The 26,049-nt window shown below is 61.2% G+C and carries 23 protein-coding genes and 1 pseudogene; 13 read left to right on the forward strand and 11 right to left on the reverse strand.

The features are described from left to right. Window positions 1-3: 3 nt before the first annotated feature. The 3 genes from ACEN8E_RS10305 to ACEN8E_RS10315 form a co-directional block, all read right to left on the reverse strand. Window positions 4-543, reverse strand: a complete 540-nt coding sequence (locus ACEN8E_RS10305; protein ID WP_495592504.1) for a MauE/DoxX family redox-associated membrane protein — start codon at window positions 541-543, stop codon at window positions 4-6. Window positions 544-554: 11 nt separating this feature from the next. Beyond that, a complete protein-coding gene (locus tag ACEN8E_RS10310; protein ID WP_429371181.1) occupies window positions 555-1,703 on the reverse strand; it encodes an amine dehydrogenase large subunit in 1,149 nt (382 codons plus the stop codon). A 242-nt stretch (window positions 1,704-1,945) separates the two neighbouring features. Then, the gene (locus ACEN8E_RS10315; protein WP_495592505.1) at window positions 1,946-3,436 is read right to left on the reverse strand and encodes a sensor histidine kinase; all 1,491 of its coding nucleotides are present in this window, start codon (window positions 3,434-3,436) and stop codon (window positions 1,946-1,948) included. 342 nt (window positions 3,437-3,778) lie between these two features. On the opposite strand from ACEN8E_RS10315, the gene ACEN8E_RS10320 reads away from it, so the two are divergent. The 9 genes from ACEN8E_RS10320 (at window position 3,779) to feaR (ending at window position 11,730) form a co-directional block, all read left to right on the forward strand. Further along, a complete protein-coding gene (locus ACEN8E_RS10320) occupies window positions 3,779-4,942 on the forward strand; it encodes an acyl-CoA dehydrogenase family protein (protein ID WP_495592506.1) in 1,164 nt (387 codons plus the stop codon). A gap of 31 nt (window positions 4,943-4,973) precedes the next feature. Next, window positions 4,974-5,345, forward strand: a complete 372-nt coding sequence (locus tag ACEN8E_RS10325) for a hypothetical protein (protein ID WP_111284665.1) — start codon at window positions 4,974-4,976, stop codon at window positions 5,343-5,345. 3 nt (window positions 5,346-5,348) lie between these two features. Further along, entirely contained in the window at window positions 5,349-5,834 is a 486-nt protein-coding gene (locus tag ACEN8E_RS10330) for a nuclear transport factor 2 family protein (RefSeq protein WP_495592507.1), read from the forward strand. Then, complete coding sequence (locus ACEN8E_RS10335) at window positions 5,831-6,952, forward strand: amidase (RefSeq protein WP_495592508.1); 1,122 nt, start codon at window positions 5,831-5,833, stop codon at window positions 6,950-6,952. The genes ACEN8E_RS10330 and ACEN8E_RS10335 overlap by 4 nt, the downstream gene beginning before the upstream one ends. A gap of 50 nt (window positions 6,953-7,002) precedes the next feature. Continuing rightward, entirely contained in the window at window positions 7,003-8,286 is a 1,284-nt protein-coding gene (locus tag ACEN8E_RS10340) for an aromatic ring-hydroxylating oxygenase subunit alpha (RefSeq protein WP_495592509.1), read from the forward strand. Beyond that, window positions 8,283-8,783 carry an aromatic-ring-hydroxylating dioxygenase subunit beta gene (locus tag ACEN8E_RS10345; protein WP_429371194.1) on the forward strand — a complete coding sequence of 167 codons (501 nt, stop codon included), beginning with the start codon at window positions 8,283-8,285 and terminating at the stop codon, window positions 8,781-8,783. The genes ACEN8E_RS10340 and ACEN8E_RS10345 overlap by 4 nt, the downstream gene beginning before the upstream one ends. Window positions 8,784-8,793: 10 nt before the next feature. Next, a complete protein-coding gene (locus ACEN8E_RS10350; protein WP_495592510.1) occupies window positions 8,794-9,534 on the forward strand; it encodes an SDR family NAD(P)-dependent oxidoreductase in 741 nt (246 codons plus the stop codon). A gap of 172 nt (window positions 9,535-9,706) precedes the next feature. After that, on the forward strand, window positions 9,707-10,657 hold the full coding sequence (locus tag ACEN8E_RS10355) for a PDR/VanB family oxidoreductase (RefSeq protein WP_495592511.1): 951 nt from the start codon (window positions 9,707-9,709) through the stop codon (window positions 10,655-10,657). Window positions 10,658-10,809: 152 nt separating this feature from the next. Continuing rightward, window positions 10,810-11,730 (forward strand): transcriptional regulator FeaR, encoded by a 921-nt coding sequence (feaR, locus tag ACEN8E_RS10360; protein ID WP_495592512.1) that lies wholly within the window; start codon window positions 10,810-10,812, stop codon window positions 11,728-11,730. A gap of 273 nt (window positions 11,731-12,003) precedes the next feature. Here the strand turns inward: feaR and ACEN8E_RS10365 are convergent, their stop codons facing one another. Then, entirely contained in the window at window positions 12,004-12,633 is a 630-nt protein-coding gene (locus ACEN8E_RS10365) for a response regulator transcription factor (protein ID WP_413427132.1), read from the reverse strand. 259 nt (window positions 12,634-12,892) lie between these two features. On the opposite strand from ACEN8E_RS10365, the gene hpaC reads away from it, so the two are divergent. Next, entirely contained in the window at window positions 12,893-13,405 is a 513-nt protein-coding gene (hpaC, locus tag ACEN8E_RS10370; RefSeq protein WP_495592513.1) for a 4-hydroxyphenylacetate 3-monooxygenase, reductase component, read from the forward strand. An 863-nt stretch (window positions 13,406-14,268) separates the two neighbouring features. Next, window positions 14,269-14,565, forward strand: a complete 297-nt coding sequence (locus ACEN8E_RS10375; RefSeq protein ID WP_495592514.1) for a DUF6124 family protein — start codon at window positions 14,269-14,271, stop codon at window positions 14,563-14,565. A 142-nt stretch (window positions 14,566-14,707) separates the two neighbouring features. Here ACEN8E_RS10375 and ACEN8E_RS10380 read toward each other — a convergent pair whose 3' ends face one another. From ACEN8E_RS10380 to ACEN8E_RS10410, 7 genes and pseudogenes are all read right to left on the reverse strand, one after another. Continuing rightward, window positions 14,708-15,724, reverse strand: coding sequence for a phosphotransferase enzyme family protein (locus ACEN8E_RS10380; protein WP_495592515.1), 1,017 nt, complete (start codon window positions 15,722-15,724; stop codon window positions 14,708-14,710). A 10-nt stretch (window positions 15,725-15,734) separates the two neighbouring features. Beyond that, window positions 15,735-17,015, reverse strand: coding sequence for an aspartate aminotransferase family protein (locus ACEN8E_RS10385; protein WP_495592516.1), 1,281 nt, complete (start codon window positions 17,013-17,015; stop codon window positions 15,735-15,737). Beyond that, window positions 17,008-18,321: an amino acid permease gene (locus ACEN8E_RS10390; protein ID WP_495592517.1), complete on the reverse strand. Its 1,314-nt coding sequence runs from the start codon at window positions 18,319-18,321 to the stop codon at window positions 17,008-17,010. Before ACEN8E_RS10390 ends, ACEN8E_RS10385 begins: the two co-directional genes overlap by 8 nt. 262 nt (window positions 18,322-18,583) lie before the next feature. After that, the gene (locus tag ACEN8E_RS10395; protein WP_495592518.1) at window positions 18,584-19,807 is read right to left on the reverse strand and encodes an MFS transporter; all 1,224 of its coding nucleotides are present in this window, start codon (window positions 19,805-19,807) and stop codon (window positions 18,584-18,586) included. Window positions 19,808-20,312: 505 nt separating this feature from the next. Continuing rightward, window positions 20,313-21,584, reverse strand: a complete 1,272-nt coding sequence (locus ACEN8E_RS10400) for a methyl-accepting chemotaxis protein (RefSeq protein ID WP_495593300.1) — start codon at window positions 21,582-21,584, stop codon at window positions 20,313-20,315. A 126-nt stretch (window positions 21,585-21,710) separates the two neighbouring features. Beyond that, window positions 21,711-22,439: pseudogene (locus tag ACEN8E_RS10405) on the reverse strand (cache domain-containing protein); the annotation flags it as partial. Between the two features lie 54 nt (window positions 22,440-22,493). Continuing rightward, entirely contained in the window at window positions 22,494-23,816 is a 1,323-nt protein-coding gene (locus tag ACEN8E_RS10410; protein WP_495592519.1) for an alginate export family protein, read from the reverse strand. A 281-nt stretch (window positions 23,817-24,097) separates the two neighbouring features. Between ACEN8E_RS10410 and ACEN8E_RS10415 the strand changes: the two genes are divergently transcribed. Together ACEN8E_RS10415 and ACEN8E_RS10420 are read left to right on the forward strand one after the other, a co-directional pair. Then, window positions 24,098-24,487, forward strand: coding sequence for a c-type cytochrome (locus ACEN8E_RS10415; protein ID WP_495592520.1), 390 nt, complete (start codon window positions 24,098-24,100; stop codon window positions 24,485-24,487). 48 nt (window positions 24,488-24,535) lie between these two features. Next, complete coding sequence (locus tag ACEN8E_RS10420) at window positions 24,536-26,026, forward strand: aldehyde dehydrogenase family protein (protein ID WP_495592521.1); 1,491 nt, start codon at window positions 24,536-24,538, stop codon at window positions 26,024-26,026. The last annotated feature ends 23 nt before the right edge of the window (window positions 26,027-26,049 follow it).

Raw genomic sequence — 26,049 nt, forward strand, 5'->3', positions numbered from 1 at the left:
TGATTACCTACCAATCAATTTGAGCAGAAGAGGGGAGTTCGCCAGCAGGCCATCGGCCGCGGCGTAGATGAGCAGCGCGACGGCGGCAGCGGCCAGGGTCACGAAGCCATCGAACAGGTTGAGGTCGCGAGCCAGCGGCGCGATGCTGGCCACCAGCGCCAGTGCCACCAGCGCACTGTTGCGCAGCAGCAGGACCGGGCGCAGCGGTTGTGCCTGGTCGGGGCCTGCGCAACCGCAGTCGATGTCCGCACGACCGCGCCACAGGTTGATACCGATGGCGGCGGCGTACAGCGCCAACAGGCTGGCAGCGCTCAGCGCGGCATAACCACGGCTGACCGGCACCAGCAAGGCGAACGCAATGGCCAGTTCCAGCGCGGGCACCAACCGTGCCGTCGGGCGCACCAGCGCTTGGGGCAGCAGTTGATAGTCCGCCAGTTGCCGGGCGAAGCGGGCTGGCGCGCGCAACTTGTGGGTCGCGGCGCTGGCCAGCAACACCGCGATGGCGATGGCGCTGGCAATGATGAAGATCGGATCTGTGTGCATGGCCGAACCTCTTAGTAGCTCAGGACCTGAGTCGCGGTCTTCGCGACTTTCGGCATGCTGCCGGTGAGCTTGTTGGTCTTCAGATCGAAGATCTGCAGGCCACCTTCCACATCGGCGCCGAGCAGCAGCGGCTTGTCGTCACCGGTGGCCTGCATGCTCCAGATCGGGGCCGGGGCTTCCAGGGTGGCGACTTTCTTCTGCGTCTTGAGATCGAAGGCCCAGATCAGGGTGCTCGGGTCTTCCCACTTCAACGGCTCGTGGGCGTCATGCATCAGCACGTACAAGCGGTTGAGCTTCGGCGCGACCGCCAGCAGCTGCCAGCCGCCCGGCGCCCAACCCGCCTTCTTCTCTTCGTCGGTGATCAGCGACCAGCTCGGCAGGATCTTCGGCGCATCGCCGCTGAAATCCACACCGCGTACGGTGCCGGTGGTGGTGGTGAAGTAGTAGGTGTCGCCGACGTTGACGGCGCGCTCTACCAGTTTTTCCGCGTTCGGATCAAAGAACGGCGTGCGGCTGCGCGCGGTTTCCTGGCCCTGATCGTTGAGGGTCACCACCTGCAGGCTGCCGTCGCCGCACAGCGAGGCGAAGCGGCGGTTGCCGATCGGGTAGTCGAGCACGCAACCGGGAATCGCGATTTCCGTGGCAACCGCTTTAGCCTGGGTGTCGACCACGGTCACCGACGTCGACGGGGTGAAGTTGTAGACGTAGACGAACTTGTCGTCGCCGCTCGGCTTGAGCGAGTAACGCTGGGTCAGCGACTCGGCGCGCTTGTTTGGAATCAGCACTTCCCAGGATGGCGACAGGGTCGAGCTGTCCCAGGCGGTGAGCACGTCGGTGCGGGTGCCACGGGTGCCACGGGAATACCAGATGTCCGCACTGTAAATGGTTTTCTTGTCGTGACTGAGGGTCGACGGCGCGGCAAAACCGGTCGGCACCATGCCGAGGATGCGCTTCTGGTCCGGGTCGACCACGGTCACGCGGCCTGCCACGAAGCTGTCGAACTCGACGTCGATCACGAACGCCCGGTGGGCTTCCGGGGGAAACGCCAGAACGGTCTGGCCAATCGTACCGGCGGGCAAATCCGCGCGGGCGCTGTTCAAACCGAGTACAAGCAGGCTCAGGCCAAGCGCTGACTGTACGGAGATCCTGTTTGTTCGCATAAGGGGAACTTCCTGAATTGTTGGTAACGCGGATCGCGGGTGCTTTGGCAGATTTTTACCCTTTGATTCTGCCGTGCCCCGCGATTGGGAGAATTGCGCTGCCTGCCAAGTGTTTGTGTGTCTGTGCCAGTGTCAGAAAACGTTTTATGCAGGAGCGAGCACGCTCGCGAAAAAACCAGGTGCGCCGCTGGACATCCGGTTTTACGCGTTATCGTTAACGACCATCGCGAGCGTGCTCGCTCCTACAGGGAGGTGGGGGAAGTTGCGAGGGGAAGGGAGAAGGTGAACACCGCGCCGCACGGCTCGAGGTTCTGCGCCCAGATATCGCCACGGTGGCGGCCGATGATGTTCTTGCACAGCGCCAGGCCGATGCCGTTGCCGCTGACCTTGGACGAGAAGAAACCGTCGAACAGCTTCTCCTGCGCCTGGGCCTGGATGCCACGGCCGCAGTCTTCAATGCGCACCAATGCCATATCGTTGTCGCGGCTGGCATGGATGCGCAGCAAGCGGCGTTCGGTCGGCAGGTCGGCCATTTCTTCAATCGCGTTGAAGGCCAGGTTGAGGATCACCTGGCCGATCAGGACTTTCTCGCAACTGACCAGCAGCGGTTCGGGCGCGGTGACGACTTCCACGCGCACCAGGCTCGGATCGGCCCGCAGGCTGATGAAGTAGCGGGTTTCGCGCAGCAGCTCATTGAGGTCGACCAGCTCTTCGGACTGCTCCAGCTTGACCACGTAGTCGCGCACGCTCTTGATGATCACCGACGCGTGCTCGATTTGCCGCACCGCGTTCTGCAAACCCCAGGCAACGCCTTGATCGGTGTCGCCGGCGTTGCCCAGGCGAATCACCGTGCCCTCGATGAAGTTGCGGGTGGCGGCCAGGGGCTGGCTCAGTTCGTGGGCGATGGCCACGGCCATTTCGCCCATGGCGTTGTAGCGCGCCAGGTATTCGAGCTTCTGCTCGCTGACCCGCCGCGCCTCTTCGGCCTGCACCTGCTCGGTCACGTCGCGGAACAGCAGCAGATGGCCGACCAGATCGTCTTCAATCTCGATGTAGCGGCAGGTTGCGTCATGCCAGCGCCATTCGCCGTCCCGGCGCTGCACCTTGTAGTGCACGCTGAACGGCGCGTGCTCCGGCGTCTCCTGGGCGAACCGTTGCAACAGGCGCTGACGCGAAGCGTCGTCGCACCAGGCCAGGAAGTTCTGGCCCATCAGTTGCTGCACTTCGCTGTCGAGCAGGTGCGCGCCGGAATCGCTGATAAAACCGATATCGCCCTCGGGGCCGAGCACCGCCACACCTTCGGCCAGGTCCTGCATGAAGGCCTTGAGCCGGCTCTCGAAACGCTTGAGGTCGCGCTTGACCTTGTCCTCTTTGGAAATGTCGCGGAACTGCACCATCAACACATCGCGACCGTCCAGGTGCACCAGGGTCGCCACCGCCTCGGAAAGTATCTCTACCCCTTGCTTGGAGCGATAGCACCACTCGATGGCCCGTTGTCCGGTGCGCGCGGCGCCTTCGAGCCAGCGCAAGCCCACGGAACGCCGGTATTTCGGCGCATCGCGGGTCATGTCCGGGGCCTTGAGCGGCGTCAGTTCCTCCAGGGTAAAGCCCAGCGCTGCCAGGGCAGCGGCGTTGGCCCAGAGAATTTCCTTGGTGTGCGCGTCATGAAGAATGATGCACAGCGGCATGGCTTCGATCAGCGCATGGAAGTCGTTCGGTTTTGGCAAGTACATCGCACGGCCCTTGGCGGCAGAGATTGCAGTATGGCGTTTTATACCTGCTCGCACAGAAGGATGCGCTCAGAGGTAACCGGCGTGGGTCTAGGGGTTTTCTTTAGCGCGGGGGCTGCACGCCCCAATAGTGGTGCCCGGACGCGGTTTTTACACTGGACCTCAATGCAAGGGCAACGACACCGATTCCCTGTAGGAGCGAGCTTGCTCGCGATGAACCTGAGAGCGCCACGGGGTGCCAGGTTTCCAGCGTCATCGTTGACGACCATCGCGAGCAAGCTCGCTCCTACAGAGGTCGGTAGCGGTGTAGCCCCACTAACAATAATCAAAACGGAGAACTAGCCCATGCTGCGTTCAGCTGTCGCGCAACAAGACCCTGTGTCCGGCTCGGTCGTGCCAATGGTCGAGAGCGAGCTATTTCAGCAGGTGCTGGATGAGGTTCGTCAACGCCGCGAAGAATTCGACGCCGGCTCCCACGTGCCTCGAGACATGATCGAGCGCTTCAAGCAGGTGGGCATCTATCGTGCCGCCACGCCGAAATGCTTTGGCGGCGACGCCCTGGCGCCGGCGTTGTTCCTGCAAATGATCGAGCGCATCTCCGAAGCCGACGGCTCGGCGGGCTGGGTTGCCAGTTTCGGCAGCGCCGGTGTCTATCTCGCTGCTTTGCCGCCGCAAACCCTGGCTGAAATCTACGCCGAGAGCCCTGACCTGGTGTTCGCTGGCGGGTTGTTCCCATTGCAGCCTGCCGAAGCGGTCGAAGGCGGCTGGCAGGTCAACGGCACCTGGAAATTCGCCAGCGGCTGCAAAGGCGCCGACTTGCTCGGTGTCGGCATCGGCGCGGCGGGTGGCAAGCCTCGCACCGCAGTATTCCGCCCGGATCAGGTCGAGATCGTCGAGAACTGGGAGGTGGTTGGCCTCAAGGGCACCGGCAGCCATGACCTGCGCGTCACCGACAAGCACATCGATGAGAACTGGACGTTCATCAGGGGTGGGGCGGCGACCATCAATGAGCCGCTGTTCCGCTACCCGTCGATTGCCTACGCCGCGCAAGTGCTGGCCGTGGTCAACCTCGGTCTGGCCCGCGCCGCCCTCGATGAAGTCAGCCGCATGGCTGGCGGCGGTGGCATCACCGGCGCGCCGAAAATGGCCGACCGCGCCTACGTGCGCATCGAAATCGCCAAGGCCGAAGCCAAGCTCGCCGCCGCTCGCGGGTTCTTCTACAACGCCACCGAACAGGTATGGAACTCGATCCTGGCCGGCAATCCGGTCACGCCGGAGCAGACCAGCCTGTTGCGCCTGTCCGCGATTCACGTGTCCCAGGCCGGAGCAGAGGTGGTGCAGAGCGCCTACAGCCTGGCCGGGACCACCGCCATTTACCTGCGTCATCCGCTGCAACGCTACTTGCGCGACTCGATGGTGGTGACCCAGCACGCCTTCCTCAGCGAAGGCCTGTACGACGGCGCCGGCTCGGTGTTCCTCGGCGTGCCGCCGTTCCCGGGCTACATCTGAATTCCCTTCAACTTTTCAAGGAACCAGCTCCATGTCGCAAACCACTCAAGAACCATTGCGCGTCGTCTTCTGCATCGGCATCACCCAGAACTTTTTCGACCTGCCCACCGGCGAAGGCCTGAGCGTCTGGAAAGGCTTCAGCCAGATGATGGGCTCCCTCGGCGCGATGCCCGGCATCACTGTGCTCGGCGCCATGGACGACGACCGCCTGATGGTCGGCCCGTCCACTACCTCGCCCTGGACCGTGTACATCATGGCCGACGTCGACTGCCACCAGTCGGTGATCGACGCCTGCAATCTGTTCCGCACCACGCCGGTCGGCGAATACAGCCTGTGGCGCTACGCCAAGGTTGAAGCGCGCATCGGTCGCCCGTTGACCATCCCAGACGCAGCCAAGGTGTAAGCCATGGACGAGGCCTTGCTGCAGCGTCTGGCGACGCTCGAAGGGGAAAGTGCAGTGCGTCGCTTGATGGCGTGCTACATGGACCTGTGCGATGTGCCACGGGCGCCGATTCATCTGAGCCAGTTGGCGCAGTTGTTCACCGAGGATGCGATCTGGGAAGGCCTCGGCACCCAGACCGCGCAGACCTTCGGTCAGCATCATGGACGTGCGGCGGTGGCGACGTTTGTCGGTGGTTACCTGCCGCCATCCGATCACTTCAAGTTGAACCTGCACTACCTCACCAGCGAGTCGATCCTGGTCGACGGCAAGGCTGCGCAGGGGCAGTGGATCATGCAGCAGATCTCGACCTATGCCGATGGCCGCAACGAACTGTTCGGCACCCGCCTGAACATCGATTTCCGTTGTGTCGACGGTGTGTGGCTGATCGCGCATTTCCGCACGCAACGCTTGTTCAGCTCTCATTTATCAAAGCAGGAGCTGGGTGCATGAGTACCTTCATCAGCGAATTCCTCCTCGGCGGCAATGGCAAACGCGTTGCCATCAAGGATTCCATCGACATCGCCGGCCATGCCACCCAGTCCGGCAGCCGGGCCTTTGCCCGTGCTTTGCCAGCCCTGCGCAACGCTGAGGTGGTCGATGCGATCCTCGCGGCGGGGTGGCAAATCGTCGGCAAGACCAACATGCACGAGCTGGCGTTTGGCGTCACCGGCATCAACGACTGGACCGGCACACCGATCAACCCGCAGGCGCCGGATCGGGTGCCTGGCGGATCGTCCAGCGGTTCGGCCGCTGCCGTCGCGGCGGGGCTGGCGGACATCGCCATCGGTTCTGACACCGGTGGTTCCGTTCGGGTGCCAGCCGCCTGCTGCGGCATTGCCGGGTTGAAGCCGACCTATGGTCGCGTCAGCCGAGTGGGTGCACATCCGGCCGAATCCAGCCTCGATTGCGTGGGGCCATTTGCGGCCGACATGAATGACCTGATCGCTGCGATGCAAGTGATTTGCCCCGGTTTCCAGACTCGGGGCTTGCCGTCGAGCAACGCCTCGGTCGGCTTTCTCGACGTTGCCTGCGATGCGCATTTGCAAGCGTGCCTCGGCGCTGCCGTCGACCGTGCCGGCTGGCGCCGCAGCAGCGTGCAGTTGAGTGAGTTCGAAGCGGCGTTTACCGCCGGCTTGACGGTGATCAACTTTGAAAACTGGGCCGCGTTCGGCCACCTCACCGGCCAGGGCCTGATCGGTGCGGACGTCGAGCTGCGCCTGTTGGCCGCCAGCCGCACCAGTGCTGCCGAATTGGCGCAAGCCGAACAGGTCCGCACACGCTTCAGCCAACAGGTGGATGCCGCGCTGGAGCACTTTGAAGTGCTGCTGTTGCCGACGATGCCGAGCCTGCCACCGACGCTGGTGGAAGCCCGCAGCGCAGGCAAGGCCGTGGCCGGCATGACGCCGCTGGTACGGCCCTTCAATTTGAGCGGCCATCCGGCGCTGACGGTGCCGGTGGAAATCGATTGCGGCGGGCTGAAAGTCGGCCTGCAAATCGTCGGCCGTAAAGGACAGGACGAGGTGGTCTGCGCCTTCGGTGCGCAGCTGCAACAGAGCATGGCCCGTTAAGGGTCGGTCTCTACAACGAAATCATAAAAATAAGCCATGAGGAGAACCGCATGAGCACTCATGAATACCGGCTGATCGCAACGTCGAAAAGCCCCGAAGACCTGGTCCAGAGCGACCGCGTCGACGTCTCGCTGTACAACGATCCGGCGCTGTTCGAAGCCGAGCTGGAAAAGATCTTCTACCGCACCTGGGTGTGGGTTGCCCACGAAAGCGAAGTGCGCAACAGCGGCGACTTCAAGACCGCCACCATTGGCCGTCGGCCGGTGATCGTCGTGCGCGACAAGAAGAACAACATCAACGTGCTGGAGAACCGTTGCCGGCACCGTGGCGCCACCGTGTGCGAGAAGCACAAGGGCAACGCCACCGGTTTCACCTGCCCGTATCACAGCTGGTCCTACGGCCTGGACGGCAAGCTGCGGGCGCTGCCGTACCCGGATGGCTACGAAGGCATTCTGGAGAAATCCGAATTGCCGCTGACCAGCCTGCGCGTCGAAAGCTACGCCGGCATGGTCTTCGCCAGCTACAACGACGAGATCGAACCGCTGGAAGACTTCCTCGGCGGCGCCAAGCACTGGATGGACCTGTTCATGAAACAGGGCGCCGGCTACCCGATCAAGACCCAGGGCGAACACAAGTTCAGCTTCAAGGGCAACTGGAAGATCCAGCTGGAAAACACCACCGACGGTTACCACTTTCCGATCGTGCACAAATCGTTCATGTCGTCGGTGGATGAAGAAACCTCGGAAATGCTCTCGTTCATGACCGACGAGCAAGCCGTGACCCACTCGCTGGGCAACGGCCACAGCGTGATGGTGATGGTGCCCGAGCACGTCGACCTCGATCACGACGACGGCACCGAACAGTTGCAGGAGCGCTTCGCTCACGTCACCGAAGAGCTGTCGACAACCATGCCGGCCGATCAGGTACGTCGCATCGTGCGTTCGCTGCACGGCGCCGGGTTCAACCTGAACCTGTTCCCCAACGTGGCCATGTCGATGTCGTTCTTCCGCGTGCTGCGTCCGGTGTCGGTCACCGAAACCGAGATCCGCCACGTTGCCCTGGGCATGGACGGCGGCCCGGAAATCGCCAACCGCGAACGCATGCGCATCCACGAACACTTCCAGGGCCCGTTCGGTTTTGGCAGCCCTGACGACGCCGAAGCCTGGGATCGCGTGCAGCGCGGCTCGTATGCCGGCGTCGATGCGCCAATCCTGGTCAACCGCGGCCTGAACCGCGAAATCACCGCTGAAAACGGCGACAAGGTCAGCCACGCCACCGACGAAGGCGGCATGCGCGGTGCCTACGACATGTGGAAAAGGATGATGAGCCAATGAGCAATCACGACACCCTGAACGGTTTTACCGGCCCCTTGGCCCAGGCCATCGAATTCATCTGGCGCGAAGCCGAACTGCTCGACCACAAGAACTACGCCGAATGGGCGACCCTGTGGAGCGAAAGCGGCAAGTACATCGTGCCGATCGACCCGGACACCGAAGATTTCGAGGCCACCCTCAACTACGCCTATGACGATGCGCGCATGCGTGCCTTGCGCATCGAACGCTTGAGCGCCGGCTTCTCGCCGTCGGCAGTGGACGCGGCGAAAACCATCCGCACGATCTCGCGTTTCCGTCTGGTGGAAGCGGCCGGCGACATCGTTGAGGTCAACTCGGCGCAGTTGCTGTACGCCTACAAGCGCGGCGTGCATACGCCGTTCGTGGCCGACCTGAACCACCGTATCCGCTTCACCGACGGCGTGCCGTCACTGGAGCGAAAAGTGGTGCGCCTGATCAACTCCACCGACAGCCTGAGCGCGCTCGGCTTCCTTTTGTGAGGGCAACATCATGAGTCGAGTAGCCCTCGTAACGGGTGCCTCGCGCGGACTGGGCGAGTGCATCGCCCGCCGTCTGCACGCGGCCGGTTATCGCGTCGGTCTGGCCGACGTGCGCCTCGATGGCGTGCGGCAGCTCGCCACCGAGCTGGATGGCAGTGGCTCTACTGCCGTCGCCATCGAGCTGGATGTGCGCAGCAAGGCCGATTTCCAGCGTGCCCGCGACCTGCTCGCCGCGCACTGGGGCGGCACCGATATTCTGGTGAACAACGCCGGTGTGTCGAAGGTCGCGGCGCTGATGGACATCACGCCGGAAGAGTTCGATGAGTCGATGGCGATCAACCTGCGCGGCACTTTCGTGGCCTGTCAGGTATTCGGCGCGCACTTTGCCGAGCGCGGCTTCGGGCGCATCGTCAACATCGCGTCCCTGGCCGGGCAGAACGGTGGCACCGCCACCGGCGCACACTACGCCGCGGCCAAAGGCGGCGTGGCGACCCTGACCAAGGTCTTTGCCCGTGAACTGGCGCCGCAAGGCGTGACGGTCAACAGCATCTCGCCGGGCCCGCTGGACTTGCCGGTGGTGCGCGAAACCGTGGCGCCGGAGCGTCTGGAACAGATCCTGAAAATGATCCCGGCCGGCACCCTCGGCGATCCGTCGTACATCGCTGACAGCGTGTTGCTGTTGATTGCCGACAACGCCGCCTCCGTAACGGGCGCGTGCTGGGACATCAACGGCGGCCTGTTCATGCGCTGAGCAGCAGAAAAACACCCCCCCTGTAGGAGCGAGCTCGCTCGCGATGGTCGTCAACGATAACGCGGGAAACCTGACACCCCGTGTTGTTCTCGGGTTCATCGCGAGCAAGCTCGCTCCTACAGGGGATCGGCCCAAGCCGTACCGTTAAACAAAAAAATATTCAGGTGATGCAATGATGAAGGTGAAGATCGAAAGGATCGTCGACGAAGCGCTGGATATCCGTTCCTTTCGCCTCGTGCGCAGTGACGGCCAGCCGCTCGACACCTATGAGCCGGGTGCCCACGTCGACCTTACCGGGCCGACCGGGGTCACCCGCCAGTATTCGCTGTGCAGCCCGCCCCAGGATCGCCGTGCGTATCTGGTGGCGGTAAAGAAAGAAGCGCAGTCGCGCGGTGGTTCGCTGGCGTTGCACGAGCAGGTTGAAGAGGGCATGGAACTGGAGATGGGCGCCCCGCGCAACCTGTTCCGCCTCGATGAAAGCGCCGGCGAACACGTGCTGTTCGCGGCCGGTATCGGTGTCACGCCGCTGCTGAGCATGGCCTACAGATTGGCTGAAAGCGGCCAGCCATATCGCCTGCATTATTTCGCCCGTTCGGCGCAGTACGCTGCGTTTACCGAGCTGTTGGCGACGAACTTCGCCGAACATGTGGAATTTCACTACGGCGTGGAGCCGGCGGATCTGGATGGCGCGTTGAGTGAATGCCTGGCGCGTGCCGGCAGCGCCGCCCACGTCTACACCTGCGGCCCGGCGCCGTTCATGAACAAAGTGGTGGAAGTGGCTTCGCGCAGTCGCCCGGATGATGCCATTCACCTGGAGCACTTCGCGGCCGACCCCGCCGCCAACAGCGCGCCGACCGGCACATTCGAAGTGGAGCTGGCCAGTTCCGGCGTGGTACTGCAGGTGCCGGCCAACACCAGCCTGGTCGACGTACTGCAGGCCCACGGTTGCGACATCGACACCGAGTGCCGCGAAGGCATTTGCGGCACCTGCATCGTCGAGGTCCTGGACGGCGTGCCGGAGCACCGTGACAACTGCCTGTCGAACAAGGAAAAGGCGTCCAACAAGCAGATCTGCGCTTGTGTATCACGGGCACTTTCCGCTCGTCTGGTATTGGACCTTTAAGACCAGGAAGGCTGGAAAGCCTGCGCCGGAGCCTGTTGAATGGGCGCCCGGCGGCCATCGAGGGAGGCGATGGCTACAGAAACAACGGTTTTGACGAACCGCTCGATGAAGCGGTCGAAAAATAACAACAAAAAACGTGAGGCTTTGCGGACATGATTACAGCATCGACGGTGCGCAACGAGGCGTTCGAAAGCTGGTTGAGCCAGGTGAACCAGGCCTGTGGGCGTTTCGATGCCCGGGCGCTGGACACCGATTTCTATGGCGAACTGGCGGAGTTTCGCAGCGGTGCGATCAACCTCAGTGTGGTCGACATGGCGCACGTGCATTTGTACCGCACCAGCAAGGACGTCAGCACCAGCAGCGACGGCCACTATTACGCAGTGTTCCAGATGCGTGGCAGCTCGCAACTGGAGCAGGGCGACAACCGTGCGCTACTGGGTTGTGGCGACATCGCGCTGATCGACGCCAGCCGTCCGAGCGACATGATCTACAACGACGATTGCCGCCAGCTATCGTTGATTCTTCCGCGCCAGGTGGTCGAGCGTGGTTCGCACTTCAATGCCGTCAATTGCGCCACGCGCATCGCGGCCAGCAGCCCCTTGGCCGCGATGGCCAACAAGCTGGTGCAGGGCACCCGCCAGCAGGAAGGGCTGGACATGCAGGAGAGCGAAGCTGTGCTCGATGCCCTGGCCAGCCTGTTGCTACCGGGCATCAGCGCCCGCGACAGTGGCGCGGACCCGCACGAGCGGCAATTTCGCAAAATCATCGCCTTCATCGACGCGCACCTGAGCGACGAAGAACTGTGCCCTGAGCTGATTGCCCGTGAAGTGGGGATTTCCGTGCGCGGCCTGTACCGGATGTTCTCCAAGCGCGGCCTGGTGGTGGCGCAATACATCAAGCACCGACGCCTGGACTTCTGCGCCGAAAACCTGCGCCGCGCCGATGTCGAACTGAAGCTATCGGCGCTGTGTTATGCCTGGGGCTTCTCGGATTCGAGCTACTTCTCGTCAGCCTTCAAATCGCGCTTCGGCGTGTCGCCGGGTGCTTATCGCAAGCGCTATAGCCACAATTGATGCTGGATGTGCTGGCCCCTTCGCGAGCAGGCTCGCTCCCACAGTGATCTTCAGTGAACACAGGATTTGTGCCTGGCTGAGATCAAACTGTAGGAGCGAGCCTGCTCGCGATGGCGGTGTGTCAGGCACCATCAGTGTTGGATGTGATGGCCTCATCGCGAGCAGGCTCGCTCCTACAGTAGATCTTCAGTGAACACATAATCTGTGTTCGACGAGAATCCTTGTGGGAGCGAGCCTGCTCGCGAAGGCGGCCTCATGACCGCCGCAGATCACTCAGTGCCGCACCGGCTCTTCAGTCGGCAAATGCAGCACCTCGCGCACCAGCATGGCAATGCTGGTCACGCCCATCTTTTCCTTGATCTTGGTACGGTGCACGTCAACGGTCTTCACGCTGATGTTCAGCTCCCGCGCAATCACCTTGCTGGCCTTGCCATCGATCACCAGCATCAACACTTCCCGCTCACGGCTGGTCAGCAGTGCCAGCTTGCCTTGCAGGTTCTGCCGCTGCTGCTGATCGGCCTGGGCGTGTACGGCGGTCTTCAGCGCGGCCTGGATGCGGTCGATCATCTGCTGCGGGTTGTAGGGCTTCTCGACGAAATCCAGCGCACCATTCTTCATCGCCGTGACCGACATCGGAATATCGCCGTGGGCCGAGACGAAAATGGTCGGCAAGGTGCTGCCGCGCTGGTTGAGGATTTCCTGCAACTGAAAGCCGCTGGTCTCCGGCATGCGCACGTCGAGCACCAGGCAAGCGGGCTGCCTGGGGTCGTACTGGCTGAGGAACTCTTCGGCGCCGGCAAAGCACTGCGCCTGCACGCTGACCGACTCCAGCAACCAGGCCAGCGAGGTGCGCAGGTCCTTGTCGTCGTCAACGATATAAACAATCGGTTTACGGGTTTCCATCGGGGCTGCCACGAAAAATTCTAATTATTGTTTTCGCACGCGAACGCGCGGCACGCATTGGCTCATCGTTCTGGAGCCAGTATGCAGAATACCCACTGTGGCCGGCCCTTGCGATAAAGAAACCACCTAGTCGACTAGCGGAAACCCAACCTCACCATGGGGATCGTCAGAATGGTCGTGCCGCGCCCGCAGCCTTAGTCTTGTTCCATCACCTACGGGCCGCTTTCGACGCGGTCCTCCTGAAGGAAGGGGCATCGACATGGCCGACCTGAGCCAGCAGCAAATCGACTTTCGCAACGCCATGGCGCAGCTGCCGGCGGCGGTGAACATCATCACCACCAACGGCCCGGGCGGGCGCTGCGGCATCACCGCCAGCGCCGTGTGCTCGGTGACCGACTCGCCGCCCACCGTGCTGGTGTGCGTCAACCGCAACAGCGCTACCCACGACGTGTTCCGCACCAATGGCCGGTTGTGCGTCAACGTGCTGTGTGGCGAACAGGAAGATCTGGCCCGGCACTTCGCCGGCATGACCCAGGTGCCGATGGCCGAGCGTTTTGCCTGGGACCTGTGGGACGACGGTGCGGCCGACGTGCCGGTGCTGCGCGATGCGCTGGTGCAGCTGGAAGGGCGGATCAGCGAGTGCAAGGAAGTGGGGTCGCACTCGGTGATGTTTGTCGAGCTGGAAAAGGTCGGGGTGCGGGAGCCGCGCGATAGCCTGGTGTATTTCAACCGATTGTTTCATCGCCTTGAGCATGCGGGGGCGCATTGCTGAGAAGGCGGTGTTTTAGTCGGCCTGTCTTTTGTTGACGGTGTGTATATCCGTTGCTTCGGTAATGGCGACTGGCGGTTTCGCCCTTACGGCGAGTCCCTTTTGGCAAACGCCCCAAAAGGAACCAAAAGGTCTCGCCCCTTACGTACGGCCCCTCGCTTAGGCTCGGGGTTCCTTCGCTCCGGCATTCATCCGGGGGCATTGCCCTACGGTTTGCTTCGCTGCACCTCCCTGCAATGTGTGCGGCTTCGCCGCACGGCGCTGCGCGCCATTCCCCGGATGAACGCCTCCACTCAGCCTGCCGAGGGGGCGGGTGGATCAAGATCAAGATCAAAAGCGGCAGGCGAGCTAACGCTCGGCCTGCTCTGCTCTTCTGTAGGAGCGAGCCTGCTCGCGATGGACGTCAACGATGACGCGGGCTGCCCGAATCCCCGCGGTGTCCCGGCGTTTTTCGCGAGCAGGCTCGCTCCTACAGGGAAACGCGTTCAGCGAGCCTGCCCGCGATGGCGGTGTCTATCTGGAGTGCTTGTTTAACGGTCGTAGGAGCAACTTCCTGCAAGCTACAACGCCTTGCGTCATTACCTACAGCTACGCCAGAATCCGCCGGCTTGTGCGCCCTGGAGGCCATCGGTAACTTGGTCCGCATCACTGATTCCCAGTGATCGGGTTTAGCAGCCCGTGGTGACATGAGACGCATTGGCAGTCCAGACAGTCAGGTTTTCCCATCCCTGCACTTGATGGCAGCTGTGCGCAGGGCGCCCTCGGGCGCGCCGGTTTTGTGTCTCCCCGGTCTGCTAACCTGCGTACAGCCGCCACCCTTCGTTTAGCAGCGTATCGGTGACGGCTCCAGTTCTGGAGACCGATCGATGTTGAAGGTTACCCCCGATCCACCACATACCGATTCCTGTCCCAACCCCACGGCCCACATCATGGCCACCCCACACAAGCCCTCCACGATGTTCACCATCAACCCGCAAATCGACACCGAAACCCTGCTGGTCCACGCCTGCGAATCGCTGGCATCGGCGAGTGTCATGGCGAACGATCTGGCGGGATTTCTGCAAGGCACGCACCGCAATACCCTGCTGGGCATCGCGCAAGTGATCATGTTGGGGGAGTTGGCGGTGAACCGGGCTTTGGATCAGTTCGATCCACCCGGCTAGGCGCTGAATACAGTGGGGGAGAGTGTCAGGCAGTAAATATGCTGGATGTAATGGCCCTTTCGCGAGCAGGCTCGCTCCCACATTGATTTTGTGTCGTACAGAGAACCAATGTGGGAGCGAGCCTGCTCGCGATAGCGGTGTATCAGGCCTGCAGATATTCCCGAGCCAACAAACAAGCCCGTTCAATCAGCATCGGCGCCATTTCAATCGCCGTCGGTGTGCCCTGGCGGGTGTGAATCCAGCCCAGGTAGGTGGTGCCGCGCAGCATCAGAAACAGCGCCAGGCTCTGGCGATCCGCCTCGGTCAGCGGTTTGACCGCGTTGTAGCCGTCGAGCAGCGCCGCCTTGATCTGCTCGTAACGCGGGTCATCCAGGCAGAAGTACAGTGCCGTGGCCAGCTCGAACATGTGCCAGCCAAACCCGGCATCGTCGAAGTCGATCAACCGTAGACGCGGCCCTTCGATCAGCAGGTTTTCGGGCACCAGGTCGGCGTGAATCATGCCGAAGTTACCCAGGTGCCGACCATATTGGCGCAAGTCCTTGCGTGCCGTGCGCCGGGCCTGTTGCAGCAGATCCCGCTGCTCCTCGCTGAGCTGCTCCAGCTCCCAGAAGCGCCCCCAGAACGGGTTGGCGCCAATCAGGCCTTCCTCGTCCCAGGCATGCCGGACAAACTCGTCCGGCTGCTGCCAGTCCACCGAATGCAGGTGAATGCGCGCGGCAATGGCGCCAGCTTCGCTGAACAGGAAATCGATTTCGGTACCGGCCTGCACCCCGTTCTCCGAGGTGCCGGCGGTCGCGCCGGGCAGCCAGGCGAGCATGTCGATGTGGCGTGGCTCGCCGATGGCCTGATGGGTGACTTCGACCAGGTGGCTTTGATCTTGCGCACGGATGATCTGCGGCACGGTGATGCCGGCGCCGGCCAGCGCTTCCATCCATTGCAGCTCGGAGCGCAGCGCGGCTTCGCAGTGATAGCCATTGCGATGGATGCGCAGGGCCACCCGCTGGCCGTCGTGGCGGTGGGCGGAAAATACCGCGTTCTCGCGAAACTTCACCAGTTCAATGTCGGCGAATTCGCCGTCCCACTGTTGCAGGGCATGGCGCGCCAGTTCGTGCAGACGGGCCACTTGCTGGTCATGGGGCAGGCTGTGGAATTCAGTCATGGCAAGAGCCTCAAATCGCGCTGAGCGCGTTGTCCAGGGTGTCGACGAACAGGTCCGCGTGGTCGCGGCCGAACACCAGCGGTGGGCGAAGCTTGAGAATGTTGTCGCCAGCGCCGATCTTGCTGATCAGCACGCCGTTCTCGCGCATGTCGTTCACCACCTTGCGTGCCTCCAGTCCGGCCGGCTCTTTGCTGGCGTGGTCGCGCACCAGTTCCATGGCGAAGAACAGGCCCTTGCCGCGCACGTCGCCGATGATCGAGTGCTTGTCGGCCAACACTTGCAGGCGTTGCTGCACATAGGCACCGACGCTTTGTGCGTTTTTCAGCAGTTGCTGTTCTTCGATCACGTCCAGTACCGCCATGCCGACCGCTGCCGCCACGGGCGAACCGCCGAAGGTGTTGAAGTACATGGCGTGGCGCCCGAAGGACTCGACCAGCGCCTTGTGGGTGATCAGCCCGGCCAGTGGATAGCCGTTACCCATCGGTTTGCCGAGGGTGACGATGTCCGGCACCACGCCGTGTGCCTGATGGCCCCACAGGTGATCGCCGGTGCGGCCAAAGCCCGATTGCACTTCGTCGGCGATGAACAGCCCGCCAGCGGCACGGATCAGCGCCGCGGCCTTGTTGACGAAGCTGGCCGGCACCCGGGGCAGGCCTTCGTTGGCGAACAGGGTATCGATCAGCAGGGCGGCCGGGCGAATGCCCTGGGCCTGCATCGAGGCAATCGCCGCCGCGATGTTCGCCGCATATTCCTCGGCCAGTTGTGCCTCGGTGGTACCGGCCGGTGCGTGGTACAGGCACGGAATCGGCACGGCGCGCGCATGGGCGGCGAAGGGCTCCGGCGAGGGCAGGGCGGTGGTGACTTCTGCCAGCGATGCCGAGTTGCCGTGGTAGTTGTAGTCGCTGACGATAATGCCGGTGCCGCCACTGGCAAACCGCGCCAGGCGCAGCGCCAGTTCGTTGGCTTCGCTGCCGGTGCAGGTGAACATCGCGGTGTCCAGCGGTGCGGCGAAGGTCGCGGTCAGGCGTTCGGCGTAGCGCACCACGTGTTCATCCAGGTAGCGGGTGTGGATGTTCAGCGTGGTGGCCTGGCGGTGCATGGCCTCGGTCACGTGGGGGTTGCAGTGACCGACGCAGGGCACGTTGTTGTAGACGTCGAGGTAGCGGCGGCCGTCGACGTCGAACAGCCAAACGCCCTCGCCACGCACCAGGTGCAGGGGTTTGTCGTAGAACAGCGGCGAAGCGCTGCCGAGCACGCGATGACGGCGATGCAGGAGAGTGTCTTCAGGCATGGTCTGGAACCTCGATAACGGTGGTGCGACGGTTGCGCAGCAGGTAATTGAAAATGCTCAGGGTGAAGGTCACGGCGAGGGCGATCAGCATCAGCATGTCGAGCTGGAAGCAGGCGGCGATCACCACCAGCGTCAGGACCAGGCCCAGCGACGCAACCAGTTTGCCGCCGACCAGGGTGAACGGCCGTGGCAGGTCCGGTTGGTTGCGCTTGATGTGCAGGTACGCGCCGAAAATGAACAGGTAGCAAACGTTGAGCAGCAGCACGACCGCCAGCATCACCGTGGCCGGGTCGACTTCGGACATCGGCAGGCCGATGGCGCTGATCAGCAACAGTGCCGGGTAAGGCGTGCCCCGTTTGCCGGTCTTGCCCAGCCATTGCGGGAACAGGCCGTCACGGGCCATGGCGAACAGTTGTCGGGAGGCGGCATACACCAGCGAAAAGAAGGTAGCGATCAGGCCGAATACCGCGCCGCAGCCAATCACTTTGGCCAGCCACGAGCCTTCACCGAAGGCGCTGTTACTGGACATCGCGGCGTACAGCGGATCGCCCGCCGAGCCAACCAGTTCGACACCACCGGCACCTGGTGCACACACCAGCACCACCAGCGCGGTCACCAGCAAGGTGCCAATGGCCGCCAGAATGCCGCGGGGCATGGTGCGACCGGGGTTGTGCGCTTCTTCGGCGGCCGAGCCGGTTTGCTCAACGGTGATGAACAACCAGATGGCGAATGGCACGCAGGCGAAGATGCCGCCAAGGCTGACCGGTGTTGCGACGCTGGCGGGCAACTTCAGCAGGTTGGCCAACTCGACATGGGGCGCCATGGCCACGCCAAACGTCAGCAGGGCGACGACGGCGATCACACCGGCAATGAACGTCAGGCCCATGGCTTCACCGACGCCACGCATGTGGATGCCGATGATCACCGCGAACAGGGCAATCTTCACCGGCCAGCCACCGAGGCCGAAAATCGATTCGGTGTAGGCGCAGATAAAGGTGGCCGCCGCACCGGTGCCGATAGTCAGGGCAATCGCGCAGGCGACGCCGACGAGGTAACCCACGAACGGTCCGAATGCACTTTGTGCATACACGAACACACCACCGGCACTCGGCAACGCCGTGGACAGTTCCGCCACGCACAAGGCCAGGCCGCCACAGAGCAGGGCCATCAACAAGGTGGCAATCAGCATGTTCAGCCAGCCACCGGCCGCCAGCCCGAAGTTCCAGCCGGAAAACTGCCCGGCCACCACCAACGCAATTCCGAGGCCGGCAATCTTTGGCCAGCCCAGCGCACTTTTCTTAAGCACAGAAGTCTCCCGCGACCCGAAGGCCGAATTATTGTTTTAGTGAGGTATGGAGGGGTTCAGCGTTGCTTTGCAGGGCACCCTGGAGCGGGTTAGGCCCTGGGTTCGGCTTCGATACTACGCCTGGGGGGCTGCGCGGCAGGTGTGTGCGCATGCCATGTCGTTGGTTGTGGGTGCCAGATTTGGTGGTGAGGAAATTGCCTGTGGAAGCAAAGGTTCTCACTCCGTCATCCCCCACGGTCATTCAGTGCCGGCTCGCAACACGTTATTCTTCAGATATACGAACTGCTTCTAAATTGAAAACATCAAGATATTTGAAGTGGAGAAAACCGCCGGAAACAATTGCAATGCCCCCCGAGAGAATAAATACCCCGCTGATTGAAATGAGTGCAGAAAGCCAAGCACCAAAAATCGGGTCAACTATCATGAATAATAAGGTTAAACTCCGTGCCGTCGCTGAAACTGTTCCAAGATTAGATACAGGGCAGTATTTTTGTAGGCTTACACTAAATCCTAAAGAAGTTAGCCCATACGTAAAGCCGGCGACAAAAAATAAAGACGTTAATATCAGAAATATTGATGTCGATTCTGGTTTTTCGAACAGTCCTGCTACGGCTATCATCAGCCCAAACGTAAAAATGGAAAGTGTGGAGCAAAAATAAATCTTGCTGGGGTAGACAAGTTTGAAGCACAAACCAGCCAGGATTCCACCAAGAGCTGTTGAGCTAACGATTGCTCCAAATACGTAAGCTTCAAAGCCGATTTCCTTTAAGAACAGACTAAGAAGGGAGTCGTAACACCCCAGCACCGCTGATTGAATCAAGGCGCAAATAAAGAATAATTGCGTAGAAGGGCCGCTTTGGAGCATTACTCTTAGAGCCTGGAGATTGCCCAGCGATCGTTTTTCCACCTGGTGTGTTTTTTTATCTCGAGTACGTAATGAAAGCATGGTCACACAGAAAATGCCGAATAGTGAGAAAGCAGCGGAGATTAAAAAACCGTTTGCTTTGTCGGTTGTGCTGGCTATGACTCCCGCTGCGAGTGGCGAGCAGACTTTTATAAATTGATCAGTTACTGTAATGAGTGAAATGTTATTGACAAGATCTTTGTTTGTTAATAGTTTTCGGGTTAAAATTATTTCCGCTGCGCCGGATCCAAGGTTCGATATTCCCTTCATGCAGACAAAAAATAAAAAATAAACTTCAGTGGTTGCTCCGAATAGCAAACAAGCGATAATGAATCGGCTTGTAAAGCTGAATATCAAGAACTTGAAAGGGTTTGTGTGGTCAGCTAAAGTGCCTAAAATTGGGCCTAATAAAAGGGATGGAAGCCCATATAATGCTGCTGCATATCCTAAAGTTAATGGTGATGCATCGAATCCAAATGTGAGTACTGTGAAAATTAGAATGAAATCTACCCATAACGTGGCTGAACTGCTAAGTCGAATTCCGCATAGATAATTGTAGCCTTTTACTTGAGGAGGTCTCACAGTTTGCTCCTTTTGAGGCTGTACATTGTCTGATTTTTTGCAAAATAGATATTTTGTTGCTCAAGCAAAAGAACTCAAGGTCTGTTGATGAGTTAATAAAACATCTTCGCTTGGTGTTTAGTTAGACCTATTTTAAAAAATGGTCAATAAACTGACTTGTAGGAATGTTCGTCTAGAAATAATCTTGTTTTCTTACAATAAAATCCTACTAAATTACAGAATTTGAATTTGAATCAATCTATTGCGGATCGCAAAATATGGAGGCGTGTCTGGATTTTATGCGGGAAATTGCATATTTAGTAATATTAAGTTACTTAATTGTGGTTAAGGTTATGCCCGCTGCTGCGGGCGATTGATTTAGTCATTGAGAAGGGAGCAAGTAATGGCCATGAACCACGCGTGACTCGGCCGGTGTTTAGTCCGGCCGTTTATTGTGATTATGTACTAATTGTTTACGTTAGTTGGTATGGATCAAGCCAAAGCCATATATCAGCTAAAACCATCCTCAGATCCGAAAACTCCCCACCAACTGATTCAACCGCGCCGCCTGTTGCTCCAGCTCGGTACAAGCGCGCAATGTCGATTGCAAGTTCTCCACGCCTTGCTGGTTCAAGGTGTTGATCTGGGTAATGTCGACGTTGAGGGCCTCGACCACCGCGGTCTGTTCTTCGGTGGCGGCGGCGACGGACTGGTTGACGTTGTCGATCTCGCCGATGCGCTGGGTCACGCTGCCCAGGCGGGAGCCGGCGAGGTTGGCGATGGTCACGCTTTCTTCGCTGTGGCGCTGGCTCTCGGTCATGGTGGTCACCGATTCCCGCGCACCCACTTGCAGCTCTTCGATCATCTGCTGGATCTCCAGCGCCGAGGTCTGGGTGCGTCCGGCCAGGCTGCGCACTTCGTCAGCGACGACGGCGAAACCACGGCCCGCTTCTCCGGCCCGCGCCGCTTCGATCGCTGCGTTGAGCGCCAGCAGGTTGGTCTGCTGGGAGATGCCCTTGATCACCTCGAGGATCTGCCCGATGTTCACGGTCTTGTCGTTGAGCACTTCGATGTTGGCGCACGATGCACTGATCTTGCCGGACAGTTCGTTCATCACTTCGATCGTACGCTGCACCACCTGGCGCCCATCCTCGGCCTGTTGCCGGGCATTGGAGGCCTGATGCGAGGCATCGGAGGCGTTATGGGCGATCTCCTGTGCGGCTGCGCCCAACTGGTTGATCGCCGCCGCCACACTATTGGTGCGGGTGGATTGATCGTCGAAATTGCTCATCGACGAGTTTGAAGCATCCAGTACCCGCCTCGCGCCTTCGTTGACCCCCAGCGCCGCCGATGACACCTCGCGGATCGAATGGTGGATGCGCTCGACAAAGCGGTTGAAAGCGGTCGCCAGTTGCCCGATTTCATCGCGAGATTGCACTTGCAGGCGCCGGGTCAGGTCGCCTTCGCCCAGGGAAATGTCTTCCATGACCCGGGTCAGCACTTGCAGCGGCCGGGTGATGCGCAGCGCCGTGTACCAGATCAGCAGCAGGCCGAGCAGGGCCGAGCCGCCACCGAGCAGCAATTCAAGGGCAGTGCTTTGCACGCCTTGGGCATCAAGTTCTTTTTGCAATGTGGTGACCGGTGCCAGCAACACGCTCTGTGGCACGCCGACCAACACGCCCCATGGCGCGGCACCGGCAATCGGCGACAGCGGCTCAAGGACCTTGATCTGCCGGGTGTCGACAAATACCTCGGGTTTGCCCTGGTGCAGGGCGTCCATGACCTCGTTGCTGTCCATCGGTTGGCCCAGGCGATTGACATCCTGGCTGTTGGCGGAGATCACCCCGCGCGGGCTGACGATGCTGATCCGGCCGTTGCCGTCGAACAGTGCACGGGCACTGGTTTCGCTGTTCTGCTGCAGGGCGGCGAGGTTGATGTCCAGGCCCACCACGGCGATGACCTTGCCGTTTTCCAGTAGAGGGAAGGCCACACTGGTCACCAGTTTGCGGCTGCCGGAGGCTTCATCGAAGTAGGGCTCCAGCACACAGGCCTGGCGGGTGTCGCGGGCGCAGGTATAGAAGGCGTTGTACGGTGCGCCGCTCGGCCCCGGCTCGGTGTTGGCGAGCAGGCCTTCGTCGCCGATCACCGCTTGCAGTTCGCCGGGTTTGCTCTGCACCCAATACAGCGAAAAGCGTCCGGTTTCGTTGCTGCCAAATTCCGCCTGGTTGGCGAAACCGGCGTCGGCGCCATCGAGGGCGCCGGGTTCGAAAATGACATAAAGCCCGAGCAGGTCGGGCTTGTCGATCAAGGCCTGGTGGAGCTGGGTGCTCAGCTCCTGGCGCAGTTGTTGGCGGGTCAGGTTGCCCCTTTGTTGCAGTTGTCGCAGGTACAACAGATACCGCGATAACCCCTGGCCGAATTCGTGGGTCTGCATGAAGGTGCGTTGCACTTGCATGGCCTGCACTTTGCCCAGAGCCTGCATGTGCTCCCTGGCCGCATTGGCGAGCATGTCGCCGCTGGCTTGCGCCACTTGCTGGCTGCTCTTGTGGGTCTGATAGAGCGACAAACCCATCAGCAAGCCGACGACCAGCAGCAGGCAGAGGCCGGCGAGGAGGGTGATCTTGCTCTGGATCGTCAGGAATTTTTTGTGCATTGGAAATACCTTTTTCCACACGGGCAACGACAGCGCCGTTGCCCGTGGCCGAAATTAGAAGCCAGTGACGAACAGCAGTTGGGTATAAACGTTCTGGTCGTTGTTACCCAGTTGCGTGCCGCCGTTGTCAGCGCTCTTGTCCGGTTGGTAGATGCCCACCAGCGGCATCACGGTCAGGTGATCGTTGACGTGCCATTCGGCATACAGATCGACTTCGTGACCATCGGTGTTGCCCAGGTTGCGGTCGATGGTGTCGTAGTTGAAGTACAGCGCGCCCAGGTTCAGGTTTTCCAGCGGCGAGACCTTCAGCCCGACGTTCTGGATGCGCGAGTTGGTGTTGAACGGCCCGGCGTAGTTGCCCGCCACTTCGCCCTGGAACCAGGTGCCAAAACCACGGCTCATGCCGTAGAACAGGGTGTCGTAGCCTTCCGAGAAGCGGCTGTAGCGGTAGCTGACGTTCGGCTTCCAGGCAGCGTCGGAGAACGTCCAGCCAGCTTCCAGGTACCAGGCGTCTTCGTTGGCGGCGTGGGGTTTGTCCTGCTTGGCGTATTCACCGGAGAGGAACAGGTCTTTCACGCCGGCATTGCCTGCCGCGCGCACACTGTAGGTCTTCATGCCGTCGCGTTCGAGTTGCGCCGGGGAGGCGAACTGTTCGTCGACGTCGGTGGTCTTGATGTAGGTCAGGCCGACCGTGCCGGCCTCGGCCACGTGCTCCAGGGTACCGACGTACATTTCGGTCTTGGCCTGGGCGCGGTTGTCGGACTTGAGCCACATCAGGTCGCTGCGCCAGCCTTCCTTGCCACCCAGACGCAATACAGCGGTTTCGTCGAAGGCTTTGCGCGCCGCCAGATAGTAGGCGCCGCCGCGGTTGAATTCACCGTCGGCCAGGCCTTTGCCGATGTTCAGCGCGTCGCCATCGATCAGGAAACCATCACCGACGATGATGTTCTGGCGACCGAAGGACAGGTCGACGCCGTCCTTGCCCAGCGCCCCGAACAGGTCCGCGGAACGCCAGCCGAGGTAGGCGTCTTCGAACTTGGTGGTGCGTTCCGAACCGTCGCTGAAGCCGGCGGCATCGCCATCGCCCCAGGTGCCGGAGCTGAGCATGTTGCCCGCGCCGTAAGCCGTGCCCGCACCGCCAAGGCCCTTGTCGAAACTCAAACCGTATTTGATGTAGCCCTCGCGCCACGACGACGAACCTTCGTCGAGGCGGCCGGACAGGGCGTAGTTTTCCTGGCTGTGGAAAATGCCGAACGCCGCTTCCAGAGTGGCGTTCAGATGGCTGTCGTCATCGGCGTAGAGTTCATAGGCACCGGCATTTCCGGCACTGATCATCAGCGCCAGCGTCGAGAGACGAAGCAAGGGGGACTTGAGCATGGTGTGGCATCCGTTCTTGTTCTTGAGCGCAGGTTTGCGGTCTTTTTAGATACTAAGGCCCGACTTTTCCCTGCCCTTTTCCCTGTTTGCCAATAAGTTGGCTGTGCATGCCAGATTGCCCGGTTTGGCAGCCCGGCCAACACAACTGGCACGCAGGGCAAAACCTGCGGGCCGGCGACCACCGACAATCCCTACCAACCTGCCGAAGCTCCCTGCCTTGGCATTTTTAGTGTTGGCGTTCGCCTGGCGGCGAGTGCGCGGATTTTCAAGGTCGGTTTCTTATGTTCACTTCGCTGCGTTTGTCCCTGATCGGTTTGCTGTCCTTCACCCTGGTTCAGGCGGTGTCTGCTGCCGAGTGCGCCACCGATACCCACCGTGGTGCCGAAGTGTTTGCCACTGAATGCAGCGTCTGCCACGCGGTGACCAAAGGCACCACCGGCATGATGGGGCCGAACCTGTTCGGTGTGTATGGACGCAAGTCCGGCTCGCTGCCGGGCTTCAGCTACTCCCAGGCCATGCGCGACAAGGACGTTGACTGGCAAGCCGAGAACATCACGCAACTGATCACCCAGCCCCAGGCCTACGTGCCGGGCACTTACATGCCGTACATGGGCCTGGCCTCCGCCGACGACCGCCAGGCCGTTGCATGCTTCCTTAAAGAACAACACTGATCAGGCCGGATTTGCGCCTGAACACATCGTCTGAATGAAAGGTGAATTATGAGCAACGTTGAAATCCTGCCCCAGGTTGCTGCATTCCTCGAACGTCGCCACGGCTGCTTCATCGATGGCCAGTGGGTGTTTGCCGAGGGCGACAGCATCGCCGTGGTCAACCCGGCCACCGGGCAAACCCTGTGTGAAACCCTGGATGCACCGCTGGAAATCGTCGAACGCGCCGTGCAGTCGTCGCACCAGGCCTTCAAGTCGGGCGTTTGGTCGGGCCTGCGCCCGGCGGACCGTGAGCGCATCCTGCTGAACTTCACCCGTCTGGTCGAAGAACACGCCGAAGAACTGGCCCAGCTGGAAACCCTGAGCCAGGGCAAGTCGATCAACATGGCCCGCGCGCTGGACCTGAACGCCACCGTGGAATTCATGCGCTATATGTCCGGCTGGGCGACCAAGATCGAAGGCCAGACCTTCGACGTGTCGATCCCGTTGCCACCGGGTGCCAAGTTCACCGCCTTCACCAAGCGTGAGCCTGTCGGTGTAGTGGTCGGCATCGTGCCGTGGAACTTCCCGCTGCTGATCGCGGCCTGGAAGCTGATGCCAGCCCTGGCCACCGGTTGCACCGTGATCATCAAACCGGCCATGGAAACCCCGCTGACCGCCATGCGCCTGGCCGAACTGGCACTGGAAGCGGGCATCCCGGCCGGCGTATTCAACGTGGTCACCGGCGGTGGCGCCTCCGTCGGCGGCGTGCTGACCTCGCATCCTCTGGTGAGCAAAGTGTCGTTCACCGGTTCCACCGCCGTGGGCAAGAGCGTCGGCGTGGCGTGCATGGAGAACATGACGCGCTTCTCCCTGGAGCTGGGCGGCAAGAACCCGATGATCGTGCTCGCCGATGCCGACATCGAGAAAGCCGTGCAAGGCGCGATCCTCGGTGGCTTGCTGAACAACGGCCAGGTCTGCGCAGCAGCCTCGCGCTTCTATGTGCACCGTTCGATCCATGACCAGTTTGTCGAGGCCCTGGCCGCCGCCGTCTCGGCGATGCCGATTGGCGCGGGCATGAACTGCGACGCGGCGATCAACCCGCTGGTATCGCGCAAGCAACAGCAAAGCGTACTCAAGCACATCGAACTGGCCCGCAAGGAAGGTGCGCGGGTGGTGACCGGCGGTGAGTTGCTGCAAGGCGACGGTTTCTTCGTGCAGCCAACCATTCTGGCGGACATCGACCACAGCATGGCCGTGGCCCGCGAAGAAGTCTTCGGTCCGGTGCTGGGCGTGATGCCGTTCGACGACGAAGACGCCGTGATCGAACTGGCCAACGACAACCGCTACGGCCTGGCCGCCAGCCTGTGGACCAACGACCTGGGCAAGGCGATGAACCTGGTGCCACGCATCGAGGCCGGCACCGTGTGGGTCAATGCCCACGTGCTGCTCGACCCGGCGATGCCGTTCGGTGGCGTCAAGCAATCGGGCATGGGCCGCGAGTTCGGCCGTGCGGTGATCGAGGCTTACACCGAGCTCAAGTCGGTGTGCATCGCGCATTGACCCAGTGACTGCCTGCTGCGTGA

This window comes from Pseudomonas sp. Pseusp9 (genome assembly GCF_059491265.1).